We start from the raw sequence: 21,693 nt of genomic DNA on the forward strand, positions 1-21,693 counted from the left end.
CCTACCAGGCCCGCATCTGATCGGACGCGGGTTCGATCCTCTACGGCCACACCCACTGGCCGAGCGCGACCCCCGCGGACGCCGCCCCCAGTCCCGCCACCACGCTCGCCACGGCGTTGGCGGCCGCGTAGAGGCCGGCCCCGGTCTCGGTCAGGCGCAGCGTCTCGTAGGAGAACGTGGAGTACGTGGTCAGCGCCCCGCACAGGCCCGTGCCCAGGAACAACCGCAGGTCGGGGGCGACACCGACGGCGCCGGTCAGCGTGCCGAGGATCAGGCAGCCGGTGACGTTCACGACGAAGGTGCCCCAGGGGAAGACCGAGTCGTGGCGGGACTGCACGGCGCGGTCGGTCAGGTACCGCAACGGGGCGCCGATCGCCCCGCCCAGGACGACGAGCAGCCAGTTCACAACCAGTTCTTACCCTTCGTGCCCGGTTCGTCCGGGTTCCCGCCGCGCCCGGCGTACCTGATCACCTCGCACGGATCGAGGGTGACGATGCCCTCCGTGACCAGTTCGTCGAGCTGGGGCAGGAAGGCGCGCACCCGCTCCTCGGTGTCCACCACGACCACCGCCACCGGCAGGTCCTCGCTGAGCGAGAGCAGCCGGGAGGTGTGGATGCGCGAGGACGCGCCGAAGCCCTCGATGCCGCGGAAGACGCTGGCGCCCGCGAGCCCGGCGGCGTGGGCGCGGTGCACGATCTCCGTGTACAGGGGCTTGCGGTGCCAGGTGTCGTTCTCGCCGATGAGGACGGTCAGCCGCAGGGCACTGCCGGTCAGCCTGGTCATCGCTGCCTCCGGGAGAGGACGCGGCGGGTCGCCGTGGCCGCGAGCCACACCGCGAAGAGGGCCGCGCACAGGGTCGCGGCGAGGTAGGTCAGGGCTGTCGCGGGCCGGCCCGCGCCGAGCAGCCCGCGGGCGTCGACGGCGTACGTCGAGAAGGTCGTGAAGCCGCCGAGCACACCGGTGCCGAAGAAGGGCCGCACCAGCCGGTGGGCGCTCAGCGCCTCGGTGACCAGCACCAGGAACACGCCGATCACCGCGCAGCCGGTGACGTTCACCCAGAACGTGGCCCAGGGGAAACCGCCGGTCCGCGCGGGCCACCACAGCGCGGCGGCGTAGCGGGCGGCGGCGCCGAGGCCCCCGCCGGCGGCCACGACGGCGACCACCGGGAGCTGCCCCGACGCGCGGGGCCCGCGCGGGACGCCGGTACGGAGACGTCCGGCCTGCGGAGCTGTCATGTCGTACGTCTCCCACCCGGTCCGAGGCCGTTCCAGCGCCTGGGAGTGATCACGGCCGGGCACCAGCCTAACCTCCGCTCCCCCGGACCACGGGCGCGGCGCCGGCCGCCGGGCCTCGCTCCACCGGGCCGCCGGGGACCGCCGGCCGCCGGTCCCGCGGACGCCGGTCACCCTGCGGATCGCGGCGCGCCGCCGGGCGAGGAGGGACCGGCCCGCGCCGGCCCGCGCCGGGAAGCGGCGGGGAGCGCCGGGAAGCGCTGGGAGCGCTGGGAAGCGCTGGGAAGCGGCGGGAAGCGCTGGGAAGCGGCGGGAAGCGGCGGGAACACGGGATCCCGCGACCCGCCGGGGCTCGCCGTACGACGGGGGCGCTCCGTGCGGCGGGGGCTCTCCGTGCGGCGGCGCCGTCGTGCTTCGCCGCCGCCGTGCTTCGTCGTCGCCGCGCTACGCGGCTACCACCCTTTGTCGAACATGCGGGCCACTTCCGCGATGCGCATCTCGTCGCGCCGGTAGTAGGTGCGGCGCCTGATGCGCTTGGCGCGCAGCACGCCGAGGTGCGCGAGCAGCACGAGATGGGTGTCCGCCACCTGCCGGCGCACGCCGAGCTTCGTCGCGATGACGTCGGCGGGGACGCCGTCCTCGACGGGGTCCCCGCGGCGCTGCGGCGGGAAGTGCCGGGACGGCTCCTTGAGCCACTCCAGGATGTCCAGCCGCCTCTCGCTCACCGGAGTCCTCAGCATCCTCGGCCCCCCTCCGCCCCGGCTCGGGGCTCCTCGTACCGCGCCTTCCCACTCTGACGCAGTCGAAGCCGCCGTGTCCCGGACTCCGGGAGCCTTGGCCGGGATCCAACTCCCCCGCCGCGCGGGGCTGTTCGCCGTGGTGCGCGAGGGGCGGGCAGGGGCCCGGACGCGTGCTGCGGCCGGGCCCCGTCCGGTCGGGCCGCCGGCTCAGCGGTGGCTGAACCAGGCCATGGAGGACAGCGCCCTGTCGTCGTAGCCGAACAGCGCCTGGTTCTCCCAGCCGTTGCCGGAGGCGGCGTCGGCCGGGTCCCAGCCGTTGCCCGTGACGGCGGTCCAGGTCGCCTCCCAGGAGAAGACGCCGAGGCCGCGGCCGCCGGGGACGGCCTCCACGATGTCGGCGACGGTGTTCATCCAGGCGAGCTGGCCCGCGGCGGTCGCCGGGTAGCCGGCGACCAGTTCGCCCGTGGTGTCGATCTGGTTGACGAGGGAGTCGTCGCTGTCGAGACGGAAGGGGTAGGCCGTCTCGGCGATGAAGACGGGCTTGGCGTAGCGGGACGCCACGTCGTCCAGGGTGGTCTGGGCGGCGGCCGGTGAGCCGTGCCAGTAGCCGTAGTACGACAGGCCGATCACGTCGTAGGCGATGCCGTACGTCTTCGCGTTGTCGAACCACCAGCGCACGGTGGCGTCGTCGCCGGCGTTCGCCAGGTGCAGGGCGACGCGGGTGCCGGAGGAGACCGCCTTGGCGGCGCTGTAGCCGGAGTTGAGGAGCCCGGCGAGCTGCGGCCAGTTGTCGGTGGAGCCCTCGGACCACAGCATGCCGCCGTTGATCTCGTTGCCGACCTGGACCATGTCCGCCGTGGTGCCCTGTGCCTTGAGGGCGTTGAGGACGTCGTAGGTGTGTTGATAGACGTCGGTCTTCAGTTGACTGTAGGAGTGGCCCGTCCAGGCGGCGGGCTTGGTCTGCTTGCCGGGGTCGGCCCAGGTGTCGGAGTAGTGGAAGTCGACCAGGAGTTTCATGCCGGCGGCCCTGATCCGCTTGGCCATGGCCAGGACGCGCGCCTTGTTGTTGTAGCCGTCCGCGGGGTTGACCCACACCTTGAGGCGCGCGTAGTTCATCCCGGCGTTCTTCAGGATGGTGACCGCGTCACCGGCGGAGCCGGAGGCGGTCCGGTATATACCGCCTCTGGCCTCGCTCTTGGCGAGGGAGGAGATGTCCGCGCCCTTGACGGACAGTCCGGTCGAGCCCGGTGTGAAGGTCAGGTCGTCAACATTGATCCAGTTGCCCGCGTTCGCGTCACTGTTGATGCTGATGGTGCACTGGCTGTTGGTCACATTGACCGACGTGACGATCCGCACCCAACTGCTGGACGACACCGGCAGGTCGGTGCGCTGCTCCGGGCTCCCGCAGTTCTTCAGGGCCAGGTACGCGGCTTTCTGGCCGCCGCCGGAGCGCACCCAGGCGGTGAGCTTGTAGGGGCCGTTGGCGAGCCCGGACAGGTACTGGTACGTCTCGACCTTGTAGGCGGAGGCCGACCAGTGCGAGAGGCGGTGGCTCCCGCCGTGGCCGCCCGACTCGGTGAAGGAGGCGGAGTTCTGCCCGGCGGCCGAGTACGTCGACCAGCCGGCGGGGGTCGCGGTGCCGGTCGCGTCGCTCTCGAAGCCCGCGTTGGCGAGGGTGGCGGCCGCCTGCGCGCTGTGTGCGGGCAGGGTGGTGAGGGCGAGCCCGGCGGCGAGCGGCAGGAGCAGGGCCCTGAGGGTGCGTCTGGGATGGAACATCGTCGTCCGTCGTCCCTTCGACGTGATGGGGATGGGGTTCCCTCGTGGGGTGAGGGGCCCTCTCCGCCCGCGGCTCGCGGCTCCACGGGCGGAGGGGGAGTCGGCTCAGCCGTCGAGTCGCACGACCCGGACGCCTCCGGCCGGGACCGCCAGGCGGCCCGCGGCGCGTTCGCCCGTCAGCAGTTCGGTGCCGGAGGTCTCCAGCGCCACCTTGGCGTCGGCGGCGGTGTGGTTGACGGCGAAGAGGTAGCTGCCCTGCGGTCCGGAGCGGCGCACGACCTCGACGTCGCGGGGCAGGCCGGCGCGGGGGGCGATCCCCGCGTCCTCCGCGGCCCGGCCGAGCACGGCGTCCAGGCCGTCCTGGCCGAGGCGGGTGGAGACGTACCAGGCGGTGCCCTCGCCGAGGCGGTGCCGGGTGACGGCGGGGCGGCCGGCGGTGAGGCCGTCGGCGTAGCGCCAGACGGTCTCGGCGCCGCGCGGCACCACGAACTCGGTCCAGACGTCGCCGTCGAGTTCGCCGCCGTCGGGGCCGGTCAGCCGCACGCTCTCGCCCCGGAGCAGCGGGGAGAACTCCTCGACGGTCAGGCCGAGGACGTCGCGCAGCGCCCCCGGGTAGGCCCCCTCGTGGACGGCGTCGTGCTCGTCGACGATGCCCGAGAAGTACGACACCACCAGGGTGCCGCCGTTCTCCACGTAGGCCCGGAGGTTGGCCCCGGCCGCCTCGGTCATCAGGTACAGGGCGGGCACGACGACCAGCGGGTAGGCCGACAGGTCGGCCTCGGGGCGGGCGAAGTCCACGGTGAGGTGACGGTCGTAGAGGGCTTCGTAGAAGGCGTCGGCGCGCTCGCGCGGGTCGGCGTCCTCGCTGGGGCGCCAGTCGAGGTTCTGCGCCCACCAGGACTGCCAGTCCCACAGCACGGCCACGTCGGCCTCGGTGCGGGTGCCGCGCAGGGCGACGAGGGAGTCGAGCGAGGCGCCGAGTTCGACGACCTCGCGCCACACGCGGGTGTCGGCGCCGCCGTGCGGGACCATCGCCGAGTGGAACTTCTCGGCGCCGCGCCGGGACTGCCGCCACTGGAAGAACATGGCGCCCTCGGAGCCGCGGGCCACGTGCGCCAGGGAGTTGCGGGCCATCTGTCCGGGGGCCTTGGCGGGGTTGCGCGGCTGCCAGTTGACGCCCGACGTGGAGTGCTCCAGCAGGATCCAGGGCGCGCCGCCGCCGACGGAGCGGGTGAGGTCGGCGGCCATCGCGAGGTTGACGTGGGTGCGGCGGCCGTCGGTGATCAGGTAGTGGTCGTTGGTGACGATGTCGACCTCGCGGCCCCAGGCCCAGTAGTCGACGGAGTCGCACTGGCTGAGGGCGGTCATGAAGTTGGTCGTCACCGGGACGCCGGGGGCGAGGCGGTGCAGGATGTCGCGTTCCGCGCGGAAGTTCTCCCGCATGGTGGCGTCGGCGAACCGCTTGTAGTCCAGGGCCTGGCCGGGGTTGCCGACGGTGGGGGTGGCGCGGGGCGGGTTGACGTCCTCGATGCTCGCGTAGCGCTGGCCCCAGAAGGCGGTTCCCCAGGCCGCGTTGACGGCGTCGATGGTGCCGTACGCGGTGGCCAGCCAGCGGCGGAAGTGGGCGGCGCAGGAGTCGCAGTAGCAGGCGGAGACGGGGACGCCGTACTCGTTGTGCACGTGCCACATCGCCAGCGCCGGGTGGTCGGCGTACCGCTCGGCGAGGCGGGTGGTGATGTCCGCCGCGGCCGCGCGGTAGTGCGCGTTGCTGTGGCAGATCGCGCCGCGGGAGCCGAACTCGTAGCGCACGCCGTCGGCGGTGACGGGCAGCGCCTCGGGATGGTCGCGGTAGAACCACACGGGCGGGGCGACCGTGGGCGTGCCCAGGTCGACGCGGATGCCGTTGTCGTGCAGCAGGCCGAGGACGCGGTCGAGCCAGCCGAAGTCGTGGACGCCCGGCGCGGGCTCCAGCAGCGCCCAGGAGAAGATCCCGACGCTGACCATGGTGACGCCGGCCTCCCGCATCAGCCGGACGTCGTCCTCCCAGACGGTTTCCGGCCACTGCTCGGGGTTGTAGTCCCCCCCGAAGGCGAGCCTGGTGAGGCCCCTGGGGCTGGTCTCCGGCATGGATGTCTCCCGTTTAATCGATCATTTGGGAACGTGCACACACTATGGCGGCGCTCCGAGGCCAACATAACCGCACAGCAACAACCATTGACAAGTGTCCGGGATGTTTCTCTACTGTGAACGCTCACAGACAGCATGACGGGGTCCGGCGACGGCCGGGCCCCCGGTCGTGCGATTCGCATGGCAGGTTTCCGCATCGGGCGGAAGCCCAGGTCAGGGGAGAGATCCATGCCCAACTCGAAGCGCCGTCGGCTCCTTGTCCAAGGCGCGGCCTCCGCTCTCGCCGTCACCCTCGGCGCCACCGCACTCACCGCCTGCGGCTCGTCCGACGACGACGCCGACGCGTCCGGCCCGGTCTCGCTCACGTACTGGACGTGGACGCCCGGCATGGACAAGGTCGTGGACCTGTGGAACAAGGGCCGGGGCAAGAAGGACGGGATCACCGTCACGGTGAAGAAGCAGGCGTCCGGCGACACCCTGATCACCAAGATCCTCACCGCGCACAAGGCCGGCAAGGCCCCGGACCTGGTGCAGGCCGAGTACCAGGCGCTGCCGACGCTGGTCAGCAACGACGCGCTGGCGGACATAGCGAAGGACGTCGGGGACGCGAAGGCCGGATTCGCCGACGGGGTCTGGCAGCAGACGACGCTCGGCACCGACGCCGTCTACGCGGTGCCGCAGGACATCGGCCCGATGATGTTCTACTACCGCGCGGACCTCTTCGAGAAGTACGGCCTGACGGTCCCCACGACGTGGGAGCAGTTCGCCGACACCGCGCGCGCACTGAAGAAGAAGTCCCCCGGCACGGACCTGACCACGTTCTCCGCCAACGACCCGGGCCTCTTCGCAGGCCTCGCCCAGCAGGCCGGCGCCAAGTGGTGGACCACCTCCGGGGACACGTGGAAGGTCGCCATCGACGACGCGGCCACCAAGAAGGTCGCCGACTTCTGGGGCGGTCTCGTCAAGGAGGGCGTCGTCGACAACCAGCCCATGTACACCCCGGCCTGGAACAAGGCGCTCGACACCGGCAAGCAGATCGCCTGGGTCTCCGCCGTGTGGGCCCCCGGCACCCTGACCACCGCCGCGCCCGACACCAAGGGCAAGTGGGCCATGGCCCCGCTCCCCCAGTGGTCGAACGGCCAGGACGTCACCGGCAGCTGGGGCGGCTCCTCCACGGGCGTGACGACGGACTCGAAGCACAAGGAGGCCGCCGCGAAGTTCGCCGCCTGGCTGAACACCGACGGCGACGCCCTCAACGCGCTGGCCAAGGAGGGCGGCATCTACCCCGCCTCCACCTCCGCCCAGCTCAGCGGCGCCTTCACCACCCCGCCGGACTACTTCTCGAACCAGGCGGACTTCTACACCCTGGCCGCCAGGATCGCGAAGACGACGGCCCCGTCGGCCTGGGGCCCGAACGTGAACGTCGCCTACACGACCTTCAACGATGCGTTCGGCGCCGCCGCCAAGGACAGGTCGGACTTCTCGGCCGCGCTGGCGAAGATGCAGTCGGCCACCGTCGCCGACATGAAGAAGCAGGGCTTCGAGGTCTCCGAGTGACCACCGCACACCGCCGGAGACCGTACGGGGTCAAGGGGGCGCCGTACGGCTTCCTCCTGCCGGCGACGATCCTCTTCGCCCTCTTCTTCGCGCTGCCCATCGGATACGCGGTGTGGCTCAGCCTCCACAAGGTGCACGTCTCCGGGCTCGGCCTGGGCTCGGGCGCGCGTAAGGAGGTCTGGGCCGGCGTCGAGAACTACACCGACGCCTTCACCGACGGCGAGCTGCCCCACGGCGCGCTGCGCGTCCTGGGCTACGGCTGCATCGTCGTCCCGGTGATGCTCGGCCTGGCGCTGCTGTTCGCGCTGATGCTCGACTCCGAGCGGGTGCGGCTCACCTCGTTCACCCGCCTCGCCATCTTCCTGCCGTACGCCGTTCCGGGCGTCGTCGCGGCGCTGCTGTGGGGCTTCCTGTACCTGCCGGACGTCAGTCCCTTCTACTACGTGCTCGAGAAGCTGAGCCTGCCGCAGCCGGACCTGCTGGACGGCGGCCCGCTGTACCTCGCCCTGTCGAACATCGCGGTCTGGGGCGGCACCGGCTTCAACATGATCGTCATCTACACCTCGCTCCAGGCCGTCCCGGCCGAGGTGTACGAGGCGGCGAAGCTGGACGGCGCCACCCCGCTGCAGATCGCGCTGCGCGTCAAGATCCCGATGGTGGCGCCCTCGCTGGTGCTGACCTTCTTCTTCTCGATCATCGCCACGCTCCAGGTGTTCAGCGAACCGACCACTCTCAAGCCCCTCACCAACTCCGTGTCCACGACCTGGAGTCCGCTGATGAAGGTGTACCGGGACGCGTTCGGCACCGGGGACGTCCACCAGGCGGCCGCCGAGGCCGTGATCATCGCGCTCGCCACGCTGGTGCTGTCCTTCGGCTTCCTGCGGGGCGCGAACCGTCGCACCAAGCAGGAGGCAGCACGATGAGTTCTCTTGCCGTCCACAAGGCCCCCGCGGCGGCGGGCAGCGCGGGCGCCGTCCGCGGCCGTCCGCCGCTGCGCCGCCGGATCGCACCGGTCCCCACGCTCACGCTGCTCCTCGGAGCGCTCTACTGCCTGCTGCCCGTGGCATGGGTGGTGATCGCGTCCACCAAGTCCGGGCGCGAGCTGTTCACCACGTTCACATTCCTGCCGGGCACGGGCTTCACCGACAACGTCAGGGACCTCAACGCCTACCGCGACGGCCTCTACTGGCGGTGGATGGGCAACTCCGCCCTCTACGCCGGCCTGGGCGCCCTGCTCTCGACGTGCGTGTCGGCGGTCAGCGGATACGCGCTGGCCACCTACCGCTTCCGCGGGCGCGAGACGATGTTCAACATCCTGTTGGCGGGCGTGCTGATGCCGCCGATCATCCTCGCCGTCCCGCAGTACCTGCTGCTGGCGAAGGCCGGCCTCACGGACTCGTACCTGTCGGTGCTGCTGCCGCAGATCCTCTCCCCCTACGGGGTCTACCTCGCGCGCATCTACGCCGCCGCGGCCGTCCCGGGGGACGTCGTCGAGGCCGGCCGCATGGACGGGGCGAGCGAGTGGCGGATCTTCACCCGGATCGCGCTGCCGATGATGGTCCCGGGACTCGTCACGGTGTTCCTGTTCCAGTTCGTCGCCGTGTGGAACAACTTCCTGCTGCCCTACATCATGCTGAGCGACGACGAAAGGTTCCCGATCACCCTCGGGCTGTTCACCCTCCTCGAACAGGGCGCCAACACCCCGGCCCTGTACACCCTGGTGATCACCGGCGCGTTCCTCGCGGTGATCCCGCTCGTGGCGCTCTTCCTGGTGGTTCAGCGGTTCTGGAGTCTGGATCTGCTCTCCGGAGCCGTAAAGTCATGATTATGAACAAGGGGGCCGGGGGCCGGCGCAGACCGCCGACCATCCACGACGTCGCGCGGGAGGCGGGCGTCTCACGCGGCACCGTCTCGCGCGTGCTCAACGGCGGGCACTACGTCAGCCCGACCGCGGCCGAGGCGGTCAACGCCGCCATCCGCAGGACGGGTTACGTCGTGAACCGGCACGCCCGCTCGCTGATCACCGGCCGTTCCGACTCCGTGGGCTTCCTGCTGACGGAGCCTCAGGAACGGTTCTTCGAGGACCCCAACTTCAACGTCCTGCTGCGCGGCTGCACCCAGGCACTGGCCGCGCACGATGTCCCCCTGCTGCTGATGCTGGCCGGGACCGAGGACGAGCGGCGGCGCATCACGCGGTACATCACCGCCGGCCACGTCGACGGGGTGCTGCTGGTCTCCAGCCACTCCGGCGACCCGATCGCGACGGAGCTGCGCGAGGCGGGCGTGCCCCTGGTCGCGTGCGGCAAGCCCATCGGCATCGGCTCCAAGGTGAGCTACGTCGCCGCCGACGACCGCGACGGCGCCCGGGACATGGTGCGCCACCTGCTCGCACAGGGCCGCCGGCGCGTCGGCGTGGTCACCGGACCGCTGGACACCCCCGGCGGCGTGGAACGGCTGGCCGGGTACCGGGAGGTGCTCGCCGAGGCCGGCGTCGAGTACGACGAGCGGATCGTGGTCTCCGGGGACTACAGCCGGGCCAGCGGCGAGGCCGGCGCCGAACAGCTGCTCGCGCGGGCGCCGGAGCTGGACGCGGTGTTCGTCGCGTCCGACCTGATGGCGCAGGGCGTCCTCACGGCGCTGCACCGGGCGGGCCGGCGAGTACCGCAGGACGTGGCGGTGGGCGGCTTCGACGACTCCCCCGCCGCGACCGCGGCCAGCCCCACCCTCACCACCATCCGCCAGCCCTGGGACCGCATCAGCAGTGAGATGGTCCGCGTGCTGCTCGCCCAGATCGGGGGCGAGGACCCGGCGGCGGTGATCCTGCCGACGGAACTGGTCAGGCGCGAGTCGACCTGACGGCGCCCGCGCCCGGCCGATCGGTGGCCGGTAGGTCGGTGGGCCGGTCCGGGGGCTCTCCCGGCCGGTGGCAGCCGGGGCCGGGAGGGCGGGCGGTGAATTCCCGCGTCCGGTCGGGCGGACCGGTCAGGATCGGAGAAGCCGTCGGGCATCGTCCCGGCCTAGCGTGAGTGGTGCGAGAACACGGACGTGTTCACCCGCACCGCACACGAGGAGAACGCCATGACCGCCGGCCTGCAGACCATCATCTACCCCGTCAAGGACATCGACCGGGCGAAGGCCCTGTTCAGCGCGCTGCTGGAGGTCGAGCCGTACGCCGACGAGCCCTACTACGTCGGTTTCAAGGCCGCCGGGCAGGACGTCGGCCTCGACCCCAGCGGGCACGCCAAGGGCATGACCGGGCCGGTGCCGTACTGGCACGTCACGGACCTGCGCGGGCGGCTCGCGGCGCTGCTCGCTGCGGGCGCGGAGCTGCTCCAGGACGCCCAGGACGTGGGCGGCGGCCGGCTCATCGCCTTCGTGAAGGACGCGGACGGCAACCTGGTGGGCCTGATCCAGGACCCGGTCGCCTGAGCACGGTCGCGCCGACTGCTTGCACCCGCACTAGTTGCACCGTCAATGAATAGCCCGATCGGTGTACCGTGCGGGTATGGCAGCGAAAACGGCCGGGGCCGGCCTCGAGGAGCGGTGGCGGGACATCCTGTCGGTGCACGCGCGCACGATGTGCGAGATCGACCGGGCACTGCATCCGCACGGTCTCGGCGCGAGCGACTTCGAGGTGCTCGACATCCTCGCCTCCGAGACGCCCCGGGACGGCGACCAGTGCCGGGTGCAGAACCTCGTCGGCCGCGTGCATCTCAGCCAGAGCGCGTTGTCCCGGCTGATCGGCCGTCTGGAGAAGGAAGGCCTGGTGGAGCGGTCCGTCTGCGTGGAGGACCGCCGCGGGGTGTACGTCACCCTCACCTCCAAGGGCCGTGACCTGCACGCCGAGGTGCTGCCGCTCCAGCGGCAGGTGCTGGAGCGGATGCTGACGGGGTCCTGATCCCGGCGTTCCGTTCGGCGGCCGGTGGCGCCCGGCATGCTCCGGGCTCACGACTCGCGGCTCACGATTCCGGGCGCATGACTCCTGGCGCACGGCTCCTGGCGTACGAGTCCTGGCGCAAGACTCCGGGACCGCCGCGGGCGGACGGCGCTGGGCGGACGTCGTCGGGACGGCGCTCTGCGCTCAGCAGACGTCGCCGGGACGGCGCTCGCCCCGATGTGCGCCGGTGACCGTCGGCGCGCCTGCCGCGTCACGCCCCGCCCGGCGGTGACGGCCGTCGGGACAACGTAGGCCGCGACGGGCGCGGTGAGCGGGGCCGGGGCGAGGCGGGCGGTTGACGCCGGACGGGCTCGCCCGCCGTCGCCTCAGCGGACGAGCAGGGTGCGCACCCCTTCGGAGGTCAGCGTCAGCGGGTGGTCGCCGGCCCCGTCGATCGAGAGCGAGAGTTCGCCGGTCGGCCACTGCGCGGCGAGCGCGGCGAGGGGCACCAGCCGGTAGCGGTCGATCTCCGGCAGCAGGTCGGCCATCTCCGGTTCGGAGGTGAACACCGGCACCACCGGAGCGCCTCCGGGCTGTTCCAGGACCGGCAGGGCGACCGTGGTCGGGTCGGTGACGTCCTCGTCGGTGGCGTCCTCGGGCACCGGCACGAGCACGTCGCTGTGCGCGAGTGTGTCCAGTGCGGCGGTGTCCTCGGTGTCCCGGGCCAGCGCGTCCAGCGCGAGCGCGGCGGGATTGTTCGAGCGGTCGTGCGCGGGTGTCTCCATGGAAGCTCCCTGGTAGCGGCGGTCCGGCCTCGCGTACCCGACCGTGCGGGACTCAATCCCCCGGCCGGGGGCGGGCCGGTGCGCCCGGGGACGCTCCGGCGCCGGGTGTCACGGCATGTGACGGCGGGCCGACTCGTTCTCCTGGGCCAGGCGCCTGAGCGCCATCAGCGCGGGTTCGAGGAGGACGGTCAGCAGCAGGGCGCGCTCGGCGGCTTCCAGGGGGTCGTCGAGTCCGTCGAGCTGGTCGAGATCGAGGACCGCGGTGCGCTCGGCGAGGCGCGCGTACGGCAGGAGGGCGTGCCGGTCGAGCGGGACGCCGAGGGCGCGAAGACTGCTCAGGGTCTCGGCGAGGACCGTGCGGGCGGGCGCGGTCTCGTGCACGCGCCAGCCCAGCTCGTCGACGAGTTCGGCGACCTCGGCCGCCTCCGCGGACCCTTCGGCGGGTGCGCCGCCCACCCGCACGGATCCCAGGGCCACCCCCAGCACGCGGTGGGTGTCGCAGGCGTGCTCCGTGAGGGCGTCGAGCACCTCCCGGGCGGCGCCGACCGACAGACCGCGCACGCCCGTCAGCGCACGGATCAGCCGGAGCCGGTGCAGGTGCTGGTCGTCGTACTCGGCCTGGGTGGCGGAGGTCTGACGGCCCGGCGGGAGCAGCCCCTCGCGCAGGTAGTACTTGATCGTCGTCACGGACACGCCGCTGCGGCGGCTCAGTTCGGAGATGCGCATGCGGTCGGCTCCGGTTCGGTGTTCGGTCTTGCGACGGCCATTGGATACCTCTACTCTCCAACTTGGAGAGTAGAGGTATCCAATCTTCCCATGCGCCGCCCGAGAGAAGGCACCGTCATGACGCCGTCCGAGAGAAGCCCGGTCCTCGGCGGACCGGCCGCCGCCCCGCCGTCCGAACGCCGCCGCACACCCCTGTGGCTCGCCGTCGTCGCCGCGAGCGTGCCGATGTTCATGGTCGCGCTCGACAACCTCGTGGTCTCGACGGCCCTGCACACCCTGGCCGTCGACCTGGAGGCGGACACCCAGGAACTGCAGTGGTTCGTCAACGCGTACGTGCTGAGCTTCGCCTGTCTGCTCATGACCGGCGCGGCGCTCGGCGACCGGTTCGGGCGGCGGCGGGTCTTCGTCGCGGGCATCGCGGTGTTCACCCTGGCCTCCGCCGGCTGCGGTCTCGCCGACACCAGCGCCCAGCTGATCGCGTTCCGCACGGTCCAGGGCTTCGGCGCGGCGGCCGTGATGCCGCTGTCGCTGACCCTGCTGGCGCAGGCCGTGCCGGACCGGCTGCGCGGCATGGCGCTGGGCGTGTGGTCCGGGATCAGCGGTCTGGCCGTGGCGATGGGGCCGGTGGTCGGCGGCGCGGTCGTCGACGGCCTGGACTGGCGCTGGATCTTCTGGATCAACGTGCCGGTGTGCGTGATCGCGATCCCGCTGGTGCTGTTCGCCCTGCGGGAGAGTTCCCTGCCCGGCGTCCGGCTCGACCTGGTCGGCATGGTGCTCGCCGCGGCCGGTCTGTGCGCGGTGGTGTGGGCGATCGTGCACGGCGAGCCCGACGGCTGGACGTCGGTGAGGGTGCTGGGCGGGTTCACGGCGGGCGCGGCGCTGCTGGCCGGGTTCGTCGCCCGGGAGGCGCGGACGCCCGAGCCGATGCTGCCGCTGTCGTTCTACCGGGCGCGGTCCTTCACGCTCACCAACATCGTCTCGGCGACCATGTACTTCGGTGTCTTCGGCTCGCTGTTCCTGCTGGCCCAGTACCTGCAGATCGTGCCCGCGCGCACCCCGCTGGAGGCCGGTGTGCGGACCCTGGCCTGGACGCTGATGCCGATGTTCGTCGCCCCCGTCGCCGGAATGCTGACCGACCGGGTGGGCGGCGGTCGGCTGATGGCCCTCGGCCTGTTCCTCCAGGGCGTCGGCCTGGGCTGGATCAACCTCGTGGCCGACGTCGACACGGCGTACTCGGCCCTGGTCGGGCCGATGATCGTGGCCGGTGTCGGCATGGGCTTCGTGTTCGCGCCGACGGCGGCGGTGGTGCTCGGCTCGGTCGCCAGGGAGCACGCGGGCAAGGCGTCCGGCGCCAACAGCACGGTCCGCGAGATCGGCGGCGCCCTCGGCATCGCCGTGCTGAGCACCGTGTTCGTGGCCCACGGCAGCACGCTGGGCCCCCGGCAGTTCGTCGACGGGCTGCACCCCGCGGTGTGGGTCGGGGTCGCGGTGGTGTTCGCCGGCGCCCTGTGCGCCCTGGGCATCCCGCGCCGGCAGCAGCCCGTGGACCACTCGCCGGACAGCCCCGACGCCCCCTGACCGGCGGCAGGCGGCCGGCGCCCGCCACGGGGGACGGCCGGCGCCCGCTCCGGCTCCCCCGTGGCCCCGCTCCTCGGCCCGCCCCGCGCTCCCTCGCAAGCCCGCGTGCGCACCCTCGCACTCCCCCGCACACCTGAGCGCGGGGCCGCTGGAATGATCGAAAATCCGTAGGGTTAGCATATGAGCGCCACCTAGCTCGAAAGATAGGCCCGTGACGCTCAACGACGATTCGTTCACTGACTGGAAGAACCGCGAGGAGATCGCGGAGTCGATGATCCCGATGATCGGGAAGCTGCACCGCGAGCGGGACGTGACCGTCCTGCTGCACAGCCGCTCCCTGGTGAACAAGTCGGTGGTCAGCATCCTCAAGACCCACCGGTTCGCCCGGCAGATCGCGGGCGAGGAGCTCTCGGTCACCGAGACGCTGCCGTTCCTGGAGGCCCTCACCACTCTGGACCTCGGTCCGGCCCAGATCGACATCGGCATCCTCGCCGAGAGCCACCGCGCCGACGACCGCGGCCTGTCGGTGCTCGACTTCACCGCCGAGGCCGTCGCGGGCGCCACCGGCGCCGGCAAGATCGACCGCCGCGAGCCGCGCGACGTCGTGCTGTACGGCTTCGGCCGCATCGGCCGGCTCGTCGCCCGGCTGCTCATCGAGAAGTCCGGCTCCGGCAACGGTCTGCGGCTGCGCGCCATCGTGGTGCGCGGCGGCGGGGCCCGGGCCGCCGACGATCTCGTCAAGCGGGCCTCCCTGCTGCGCCGCGACTCCGTGCACGGCCAGTTCCAGGGCACCATCACGGTCGACGAGGCCAGCAACCGCATCATCGCCAACGGCAACGAGATCACGGTCGTCTACGCCGACGACCCGTCCGAGATCGACTACACGGCGTACGGCATCGACAACGCCATCCTGATCGACAACACCGGCAAGTGGCGCGACCGCGAGGGACTCTCGCAGCACCTGCGGCCCGGCATCGACAAGGTGGTGCTGACCGCGCCCGGCAAGGGCGACGTGCCGAACATCGTGCACGGCGTCAACCACGACACGATCAAGCCGGACGAGCAGATCCTGTCCTGCGCCTCCTGCACCACCAACGCGATCGTGCCGCCGCTGAAGGCGATGAACGACGAGTACGGCGTGCTGCGCGGCCACGTGGAGACGGTCCACTCGTTCACCAACGACCAGAACCTGCTGGACAACTACCACAAGGCCGACCGGCGCGGGCGTTCGGCGCCGCTGAACATGGTCATCACCGAGACCGGCGCCGCGTCCGCGGTCGCCAAGGCGCTGCCCGAGCTCAAGGCGCCCATCACCGGCAGCTCGATCCGGGTGCCGGTGCCGGACGTCTCGATCGCGATCCTGAGCCTGCGGCTCGGCCGCGAGTCCGACCGCGAGGAGGTCCTCGAATACCTGCGCGGCATCTCGCTGACCTCGCCGCTGCGCCGTCAGATCGACTTCACCACGGCGCCGGACGCGGTGTCGATGGACTTCATCGGCTCGCGCCACGCCTCGATCATCGACGCCGGCGCCACCAAGGTCGACGGCGACAACGCGATCCTCTACCTCTGGTACGACAACGAGTTCGGCTACTCCTGCCAGGTCGTCCGCGTCGTCCAGCACGTCTCGGGCGTCGAGTACCCGACGTACCCCGCGACGAGCGCCTGACCGGCTCCGGCCGGTACCGGACGGCGGGGGCGGGCACTCCACGAGTGTCCGCCCCCGCCGTTTCGCGTCCCCGCCCCCGCCGCCACGGCTCCCGCCCGACGGAGGCCCCCGCCGGTCGCGGGCCCGCGCCGGGCGGACGGACGCGTCAGGCGGACGTCTCCGGGCGGCCGGACTCGGCCCAGTGGGTGTGGAACGCGCCGGGACGGTCGGTGCGGCCGTAGGTGTGGGCGCCGAAGTAGTCGCGCTGGCCCTGGAGCAGGGCCGCCGGGAGCCGCTCCGAGCGCAGGGTGTCGTAGTGGGCGAGCGCGGCGGAGAAGGCCGGCACGGGGATGCCTCGGCGGGCGGCCGACGCCACGGTCTCCCGCCACGGCACCTGCGCGTCGGTGATCTCCATGGCGAACTCCATCTCGCCGAGCAGGCTGACCAGCTTCGGGTCGGCCGCGTACGCGGCGCGGATACGGTCCAGGAACGAGGCGCGGATGATGCAGCCGCCGCGCCAGATCCGGGCGACCGCCCCCAGGTCGATCTTCCAGCCGAACTCGGCGGCCGCGTCCTGGATCATCTTCCAGCCCTGGTCGTAGGCGATGACCTTCGAGGCGTAGAGGGCGTGCTCGACCTGCGAGGTGAAGCGCGAGGCCTCGGTGCGGCTGAGCGGGGGCGTGGTGCCGCCGGGGAGTCCGGCGTAGGCGGCGCGCAGTTCGCGCTGGCCGGAGGCGGCGCGGGCGAAGGTGGCCTGCGCGATGGCCGTGACCGGCGAGCCGAGGTCCAGGGCGGTCTGTACGGTCCAGCGGCCGGTGCCCTTCTGACCGGCGGCGTCGACGACGACGTCCACGAAGGGCCGTCCGGTGCCGGCGTCGGTGTGGGCGAGCACCTCGGCGGTGATCTCGATGAGGTAGGAGCCGAGCCGGCCCTCGTTCCAGGTGCGGAAGACGCCGGCGATCTCGGCAGGGCTGTACCCGGCGACCTGGCGGAGCAGGTCGTACGCCTCGGCGATGAGCTGCATGTCGGCGTACTCGATGCCGTTGTGCACCATCTTGACGAAGTGCCCGGCGCCGTCGGTGCCGATGTGGGTGGCGCAGGGCTCGCCGTCGACCTTCGCGCTGATGGACTCGAACATCGGGCCGAGGACGTCGTACGACTCGGGGGAGCCGCCGACCATGACGGCGGGCCCGTTGAGCGCGCCCTCCTCGCCGCCGGAGACGCCGGCGCCGACGAAGTGCAGGCCGCGCTCGCGCAGGGCCTCCTCGCGGCGGCGGGTGTCGGCGTAGTGGGCGTTGCCGCCGTCGATGATCATGTCGCCGGGCTCCAGGAGCGGGGCGAACTCCTCGATGACCGCGTCCGTGACCTCGCCCGCCTGCACCATGATCATCAGCCGCCGGGGGCGTTCCAGAGCCGCCACGAAGTCGGCCGCCGACTCGGCGGGGACGAAGGCGCCCTCGTGGCCGAACTCCTCGACGAGCGCACGGGTGCGACCGGCGCTGCGGTTGTGGACGGCGACGGTGTAGCCGTTGCGGGCGAAGTTGCGCGCGAGGTTGCGGCCCATCACGCCGAGGCCGGTGACGCCGATGGCGGCGGTTGCGTTCACGAGGTACGTCCCTTGGATCGATGGCGCGGTCGGAGGGGCGGGCGGCCCCCGGTACCCCCAGGTACGGACCGACGGCCGGTTCTTCTCGATTCCGCGCCGAATCATCGCGAACGGGATCCCGGGCTCGTCGCCCGCCGCTCCCCGGTGGGGCCCCGACCGATCTCCGGCCGACCTCGGACCGATCTCCGGCCGACGCCCGGACGACGGCCGGCCGGTCCCCGCCGGAACACGGCCGCCTGCCCGCCACCCGCCCACCTGGCCCGGACGGCCGCCGCCCGGAACCCACCGCCGGATCCCGTCCGTTCCCCTGCCGGTCCCCGGTTGAGCCCCGACTGATCTCCGGACGACAGCCGGCCGGTCCCCGCCGGAACACGGCCGCCTGACTGCCGCCCGCCCACCGGAGTGCGGGATTCCGGCCGATCACGCGCCGGGGTCCCGGCGGATCCCGGCGATCAGCCGATCAGCCGATCGGCGGCCGGGGCCGAGCCCGGCGCCGTCCGCGTCCCGGCCGCGCCGGGGCCGCTACCGGCGGCGCCAGGGCAGTGCGGCCGGGTCGGTCTCGGTGCTCTCGGCCCGGTGCAGGGCCTGGCTGATCGCCTCGCCGATCTCGGCGAACTGACGCACCTGTTCCGGCGTGAGGACGTCGAACACCGCCCGTCGCACCGCCTCGACGTGACCGGGGGCCACCTCCTCCAGCAGCTCCCTGCCCCGGTCGGTGAGGAAGGCGAGCTGTCCACGGCCGTCGGCGGGGTCCACCCGGCGGTCGACGAGCCCCGCCTCGCGCAGCCGGTTCACGGCATGGGTGAGCCGGCTGCGGGTGATCTTCAGACGCTCGGCGAGGTCCGACATCCCGAGGGTGCCGTCGGGCGCCATCGAGAGGTAGGCCAGCAGGCTGTAGTCGGCGTGCGTCATCCCGGCGTCGCGCCGCAGCTGGCGGTTGAGGTGGTCCCCGAGCAGCGTGGAGAACTCGACGTAGGCCAGCCAGGCTCGTCGTTCGTCGGCGTTGAGCCAGCGGGGCGTCGTGGACATGGCCACACAGTACGGCGTGCCCGGCGGGGCGGACCGTCGACCGGCGGAGGCGGCGAACGCCTCACGCCGACCGCCGGCAGGGCCTGCCGGTCCGGTGGCCGGGCGGGGCTACGGCGCCCCGGCCGGCCGCCGGTCCGTGGTGCGGCCCGTCAGACCGTGGCGCACGCCCCGCCGTTCAGGGTGAACGCGGTCGGCGCGGTGTTGGTCGCGCCCTTGCCGCCGATGAATCCGACGGTGACCGAGCCGCCGGCGGGGACGGTGGAGGTGTAGGCGGCGGGGGTCACGGTCACCGAGCCGCCGCTCTGGGCGGCGGTCCCGCCCCACATGCTGGCCACGCTCTGGCCGTTCGCGAAGACGAAGCCGAGCCGCCAGCCGCTGATCGGGGCCGCGCCGGTGTTGCGCAGGGTGATCTCCGCCTGGAAGCCGCCCGGCCACTCCCCCACCACGCGGTAGCCGACGGAGCAGGCCACGGCGGGCGCGCTCGCGGTCGTGACGGCGACGGCGGCCGAGCGGGCGGAGCGGTTGCCGGCGGCGTCCCGGGCGTAGACGGCGAAGGTGTACGCCGTGTTCGCCGTCAGGCCGGTCACGGTGGCCGTGGTGGCGGTCGACGCGGCGACGCCGGTCTCGGTGGTCCCGTCGACCCGCACGACGTCGTAGCCGGCGACGCCGACGTCGTCGGTGGCGGCGGCCCAGGACAGGGTGGCCGACGTCGCCGTCACCGCGGAGGCGACCGGGGCGCCGGGGGCGGTGGGGGCGTGGGTGTCACCCGGCGTTCCGCCGCCGAAGACGGTGGCCTCCTTCGCGGTCTGGGCGATGCCGTCGACGCCGTTGAAGATGCGCTTGCCCCACGAACTGAGCCGGGCGGGATCGAAGTCGAGCGTCAGGTCGAGGATCGGGTCGGTGTTTCCGCTCCACGACCAGGCCAGGTAGCCGAGCCCCAACCGCTGGGCGGCGGCCATCATGGTGTCCTCGTCGGGGTCCCCGTACTGGTCGGCGGGGCCGCCGAACTCGCCTATCAGGAGCGGCAGTCCGGCGTCGACGAAGGTGTCGAGGTAGTCGGTGACCTCCGCCGCCGTGTCGAAGACGCTGTACATGTGGATCGAGAAGATCAGGTTGCCGGTGGCGTCGGCGTCGTACACCGACCGGGCGTTGGCCTTCATCACGCCCTGCCAGTCCTGGCCCCAGTTGGGGGCGTCCACCATGATCGTGTGCTGGAGTCCGGCGGCCCGCAGCTTCTTGACCGCGGCGGTCGTGGGCGCCGTCCAGCCCGCCGGATCGGTGTTGCCCCACGGCTCGTTGCCGATGTTGACGATGATGTAGTCCTCCTGGCCGGCCAGGACGTCCTTGAGGCCGATCCAGTAGTCGGCCGCCTGGTCGAGCGTCCCGGCCGCGCTGTCCTCGCCGTAGCCGGTGGTGTCGTGCACCTCCAGGACGCAGATGAGCCGGTTCGCCTTGCACTGGGCGATGACGTTCGCGACGTCGGAGGGACTGTTGGCGCTCCAGCGGTGGCCGTCGGCGAGGACCACGCGCACGGCGTTGGCGCCCATCGCCTTGATGTCGGCCAGCGACTGCTGCGTCCGGCCCGGGTACCAGGTGTGGGCGTGGTTGACGCCGCGCATCACGAAGTCGTTCCCGTTGCGCTCCACCAGGCGGCCGCCGCTGATGTGGAGACCGGCGGCCTGGGCCTCGGGCGAGCGGGTCTGCGCGTGGGCGACGGACGGGCACAGCGCGCCGACGAGGACCAGGCCGAGAAGGGCCGCCAGCCTGGTCAGCAGCGTGCCCAGGGGCAGGCCCGCGCGACCCGCGGGCAAGGCGCTCACGCCTGCGCCCGCGCTGCCGACCGCCGTGCTCGCAGTGCTGCTCGTGCTCGCCGTGCTGCTCGTTGCGCTTCCGGTCGTGCGTGGGGACGTGCTTCTCGGCGTTCTCACTGCGACTCCAGGAAGTGAGGCCCAGGGACCCAGGCGACGGTGGGGGGAAGGGTTGGGGACGGACGTGCATGTGGGAGCGCTCCCATGAAGCCATTGCGTCGAGTACACGTCAAGATGTCGCGCAGGAACGGCGCGCAGGGCGGGCGCGGACCGGCGGGCGCGGACCGGCGGGCACGGACGGGGCGGGCGCGGAGGGAGCCGAGCGGGGCCCCTCGGACGTCGGTCAGGCGCGTCCCGCGAGTCACGTCGTCAGGTCCGCGTGCACCGCTTCGCGTTGGTGTTCCGGTGACGGCGATGTGTGGGTGTTGTATCCGGAGGCCGCGCGGTGCCTGCCTATAGGCCCTTCGGTACGGATTCGGTCCGTCGCCTCCGACGGGGACGGCTTGCGACGGTATCCGCCGTGCAGTAACCAGGTTCACCATGAACCTGTTCACCCGCGGCGCGTCCGTCCGACGTCAGGCGCCCCCTGTCGCTCCGCACCCCGCCGTCGACACGCCCGGCTTCTCGCCGGACCCCGCCCTGGCGGCGCTGTCCGGCGAGTGGATGATCGACCCCGCGCACAGCCGCATCGGCTTCTCCGTGCGGCACGCCCTGGTCACGACGGTGCGCGGGGCCTTCACCGAGTACCGCAGCCGCCTCTGGTTCGACGGGCGCGACCCCTCCCGCTCACGGGCCGAGATCGCGCTGGCCACGGCGAGCGTCGACACCGGTGTGGAGCAGCGCGACGCCCATCTGACCGGCCGTGACTTCCTGGACGCCGCGAACTATCCGCAGATGCGTTTCACGAGCACCGCCGTGGAACTCGCCGGCCCGGACGTCTACCGCATGACCGGCGACCTCACCATCAGGAACGCCACTCGTCCGGTGGTTCTCGAACTCACCTACATCGGCCATGTCGTCGACCCGTTCGGCTACGAACGCGCCGGTTTCGACGGCACCACCACGATCGACCGTTCCGAGTGGGGACTCACCTACAACGCCCGGCTGGCCGAGGGCGGTGCGATGGTGAGCGAGAAGGTGCGTCTGCAGTTCGACATCGCGGCGATCCGCACGCCCGCCGCCGACTGAGCCCCGCCGGCTGCGCCCG

At 72.3% G+C, this 21,693-nt stretch carries 20 protein-coding genes; 9 read left to right on the forward strand and 11 right to left on the reverse strand.

The features are described 5' to 3' along the window. Positions 1-40: 40 nt before the first annotated feature. The 6 genes from crcB (OG802_RS02730) to OG802_RS02755 all read right to left on the reverse strand — a co-directional run bounded on the left by crcB (OG802_RS02730) (position 41) and on the right by OG802_RS02755 (position 5,875). Positions 41-406 (reverse strand): fluoride efflux transporter CrcB, encoded by a 366-nt coding sequence (gene crcB, locus OG802_RS02730; RefSeq protein WP_329406810.1) that lies wholly within the window; start codon positions 404-406, stop codon positions 41-43. Continuing rightward, complete coding sequence (locus tag OG802_RS02735; protein ID WP_329406812.1) at positions 403-783, reverse strand: DUF190 domain-containing protein; 381 nt, start codon at positions 781-783, stop codon at positions 403-405. Before OG802_RS02735 ends, crcB (OG802_RS02730) begins: the two co-directional genes overlap by 4 nt. Beyond that, positions 780-1,235: a fluoride efflux transporter CrcB gene (gene crcB / locus OG802_RS02740; protein WP_329406815.1), complete on the reverse strand. Its 456-nt coding sequence runs from the start codon at positions 1,233-1,235 to the stop codon at positions 780-782. The genes OG802_RS02735 and crcB (OG802_RS02740) overlap by 4 nt, the downstream gene beginning before the upstream one ends. Before the next feature lie 449 nt (positions 1,236-1,684). Next, on the reverse strand, positions 1,685-1,972 hold the full coding sequence (locus tag OG802_RS02745) for an ArsR family transcriptional regulator (RefSeq protein ID WP_329406817.1): 288 nt from the start codon (positions 1,970-1,972) through the stop codon (positions 1,685-1,687). A 207-nt stretch (positions 1,973-2,179) separates the two neighbouring features. Then, positions 2,180-3,748: a glycoside hydrolase family 53 protein gene (locus tag OG802_RS02750; protein ID WP_329406819.1), complete on the reverse strand. Its 1,569-nt coding sequence runs from the start codon at positions 3,746-3,748 to the stop codon at positions 2,180-2,182. A gap of 105 nt (positions 3,749-3,853) precedes the next feature. After that, the gene (locus OG802_RS02755) at positions 3,854-5,875 is read right to left on the reverse strand and encodes a beta-galactosidase (protein WP_329406821.1); all 2,022 of its coding nucleotides are present in this window, start codon (positions 5,873-5,875) and stop codon (positions 3,854-3,856) included. Positions 5,876-6,103: 228 nt separating this feature from the next. Here OG802_RS02755 and OG802_RS02760 point away from each other — a divergent pair, with 228 nt between their 5' ends. From OG802_RS02760 to OG802_RS02785, 6 genes are all read left to right on the forward strand, one after another. Then, on the forward strand, positions 6,104-7,432 hold the full coding sequence (locus OG802_RS02760; protein ID WP_329406823.1) for an ABC transporter substrate-binding protein: 1,329 nt from the start codon (positions 6,104-6,106) through the stop codon (positions 7,430-7,432). Continuing rightward, the gene (locus tag OG802_RS02765; protein WP_329406825.1) at positions 7,429-8,355 is read left to right on the forward strand and encodes a carbohydrate ABC transporter permease; all 927 of its coding nucleotides are present in this window, start codon (positions 7,429-7,431) and stop codon (positions 8,353-8,355) included. Before OG802_RS02760 ends, OG802_RS02765 begins: the two co-directional genes overlap by 4 nt. Then, positions 8,352-9,257, forward strand: a complete 906-nt coding sequence (locus OG802_RS02770; protein ID WP_329406827.1) for a carbohydrate ABC transporter permease — start codon at positions 8,352-8,354, stop codon at positions 9,255-9,257. Before OG802_RS02765 ends, OG802_RS02770 begins: the two co-directional genes overlap by 4 nt. After that, positions 9,254-10,288 (forward strand): LacI family DNA-binding transcriptional regulator, encoded by a 1,035-nt coding sequence (locus tag OG802_RS02775; RefSeq protein ID WP_329406830.1) that lies wholly within the window; start codon positions 9,254-9,256, stop codon positions 10,286-10,288. The genes OG802_RS02770 and OG802_RS02775 overlap by 4 nt, the downstream gene beginning before the upstream one ends. A 222-nt stretch (positions 10,289-10,510) precedes the next feature. Further along, positions 10,511-10,861, forward strand: coding sequence for a VOC family protein (locus OG802_RS02780; RefSeq protein ID WP_329406832.1), 351 nt, complete (start codon positions 10,511-10,513; stop codon positions 10,859-10,861). Between the two features lie 76 nt (positions 10,862-10,937). Continuing rightward, on the forward strand, positions 10,938-11,330 hold the full coding sequence (locus tag OG802_RS02785; RefSeq protein WP_329406834.1) for a MarR family winged helix-turn-helix transcriptional regulator: 393 nt from the start codon (positions 10,938-10,940) through the stop codon (positions 11,328-11,330). Positions 11,331-11,695: 365 nt separating this feature from the next. Here the strand turns inward: OG802_RS02785 and OG802_RS02790 are convergent, their stop codons facing one another. Together OG802_RS02790 and OG802_RS02795 are read right to left on the reverse strand one after the other, a co-directional pair. After that, positions 11,696-12,094 carry an SseB family protein gene (locus OG802_RS02790; RefSeq protein WP_329406837.1) on the reverse strand — a complete coding sequence of 133 codons (399 nt, stop codon included), beginning with the start codon at positions 12,092-12,094 and terminating at the stop codon, positions 11,696-11,698. 108 nt (positions 12,095-12,202) lie between these two features. Then, a complete protein-coding gene (locus OG802_RS02795; RefSeq protein WP_329406839.1) occupies positions 12,203-12,820 on the reverse strand; it encodes a MerR family transcriptional regulator in 618 nt (205 codons plus the stop codon). 117 nt (positions 12,821-12,937) lie between these two features. Between OG802_RS02795 and OG802_RS02800 the strand changes: the two genes are divergently transcribed. Both OG802_RS02800 and OG802_RS02805 read left to right on the forward strand, forming a co-directional pair. Further along, positions 12,938-14,398 carry an MFS transporter gene (locus OG802_RS02800; RefSeq protein ID WP_329406842.1) on the forward strand — a complete coding sequence of 487 codons (1,461 nt, stop codon included), beginning with the start codon at positions 12,938-12,940 and terminating at the stop codon, positions 14,396-14,398. Between the two features lie 211 nt (positions 14,399-14,609). Further along, entirely contained in the window at positions 14,610-16,064 is a 1,455-nt protein-coding gene (locus OG802_RS02805; protein ID WP_329406844.1) for a glyceraldehyde-3-phosphate dehydrogenase, read from the forward strand. Between the two features lie 145 nt (positions 16,065-16,209). On the opposite strand, the gene gndA is transcribed toward OG802_RS02805, so the two are convergent. The 3 genes from gndA to OG802_RS02820 all read right to left on the reverse strand — a co-directional run bounded on the left by gndA (position 16,210) and on the right by OG802_RS02820 (position 20,498). After that, positions 16,210-17,649 carry an NADP-dependent phosphogluconate dehydrogenase gene (gndA, locus tag OG802_RS02810; RefSeq protein WP_329406847.1) on the reverse strand — a complete coding sequence of 480 codons (1,440 nt, stop codon included), beginning with the start codon at positions 17,647-17,649 and terminating at the stop codon, positions 16,210-16,212. 522 nt (positions 17,650-18,171) lie between these two features. Next, positions 18,172-18,678 carry a MarR family winged helix-turn-helix transcriptional regulator gene (locus tag OG802_RS02815; RefSeq protein ID WP_329406850.1) on the reverse strand — a complete coding sequence of 169 codons (507 nt, stop codon included), beginning with the start codon at positions 18,676-18,678 and terminating at the stop codon, positions 18,172-18,174. A 149-nt stretch (positions 18,679-18,827) separates the two neighbouring features. Next, positions 18,828-20,498: a cellulase family glycosylhydrolase gene (locus OG802_RS02820; RefSeq protein ID WP_329406852.1), complete on the reverse strand. Its 1,671-nt coding sequence runs from the start codon at positions 20,496-20,498 to the stop codon at positions 18,828-18,830. 528 nt (positions 20,499-21,026) lie between these two features. Here OG802_RS02820 and OG802_RS02825 point away from each other — a divergent pair. Then, positions 21,027-21,674 carry a YceI family protein gene (locus OG802_RS02825; protein ID WP_329406854.1) on the forward strand — a complete coding sequence of 216 codons (648 nt, stop codon included), beginning with the start codon at positions 21,027-21,029 and terminating at the stop codon, positions 21,672-21,674. Positions 21,675-21,693 lie beyond the last annotated feature (19 nt).

It is taken from the genome of Streptomyces sp. NBC_00704, assembly GCF_036226605.1.
GTDB lineage: Bacteria > Actinomycetota > Actinomycetes > Streptomycetales > Streptomycetaceae > Streptomyces.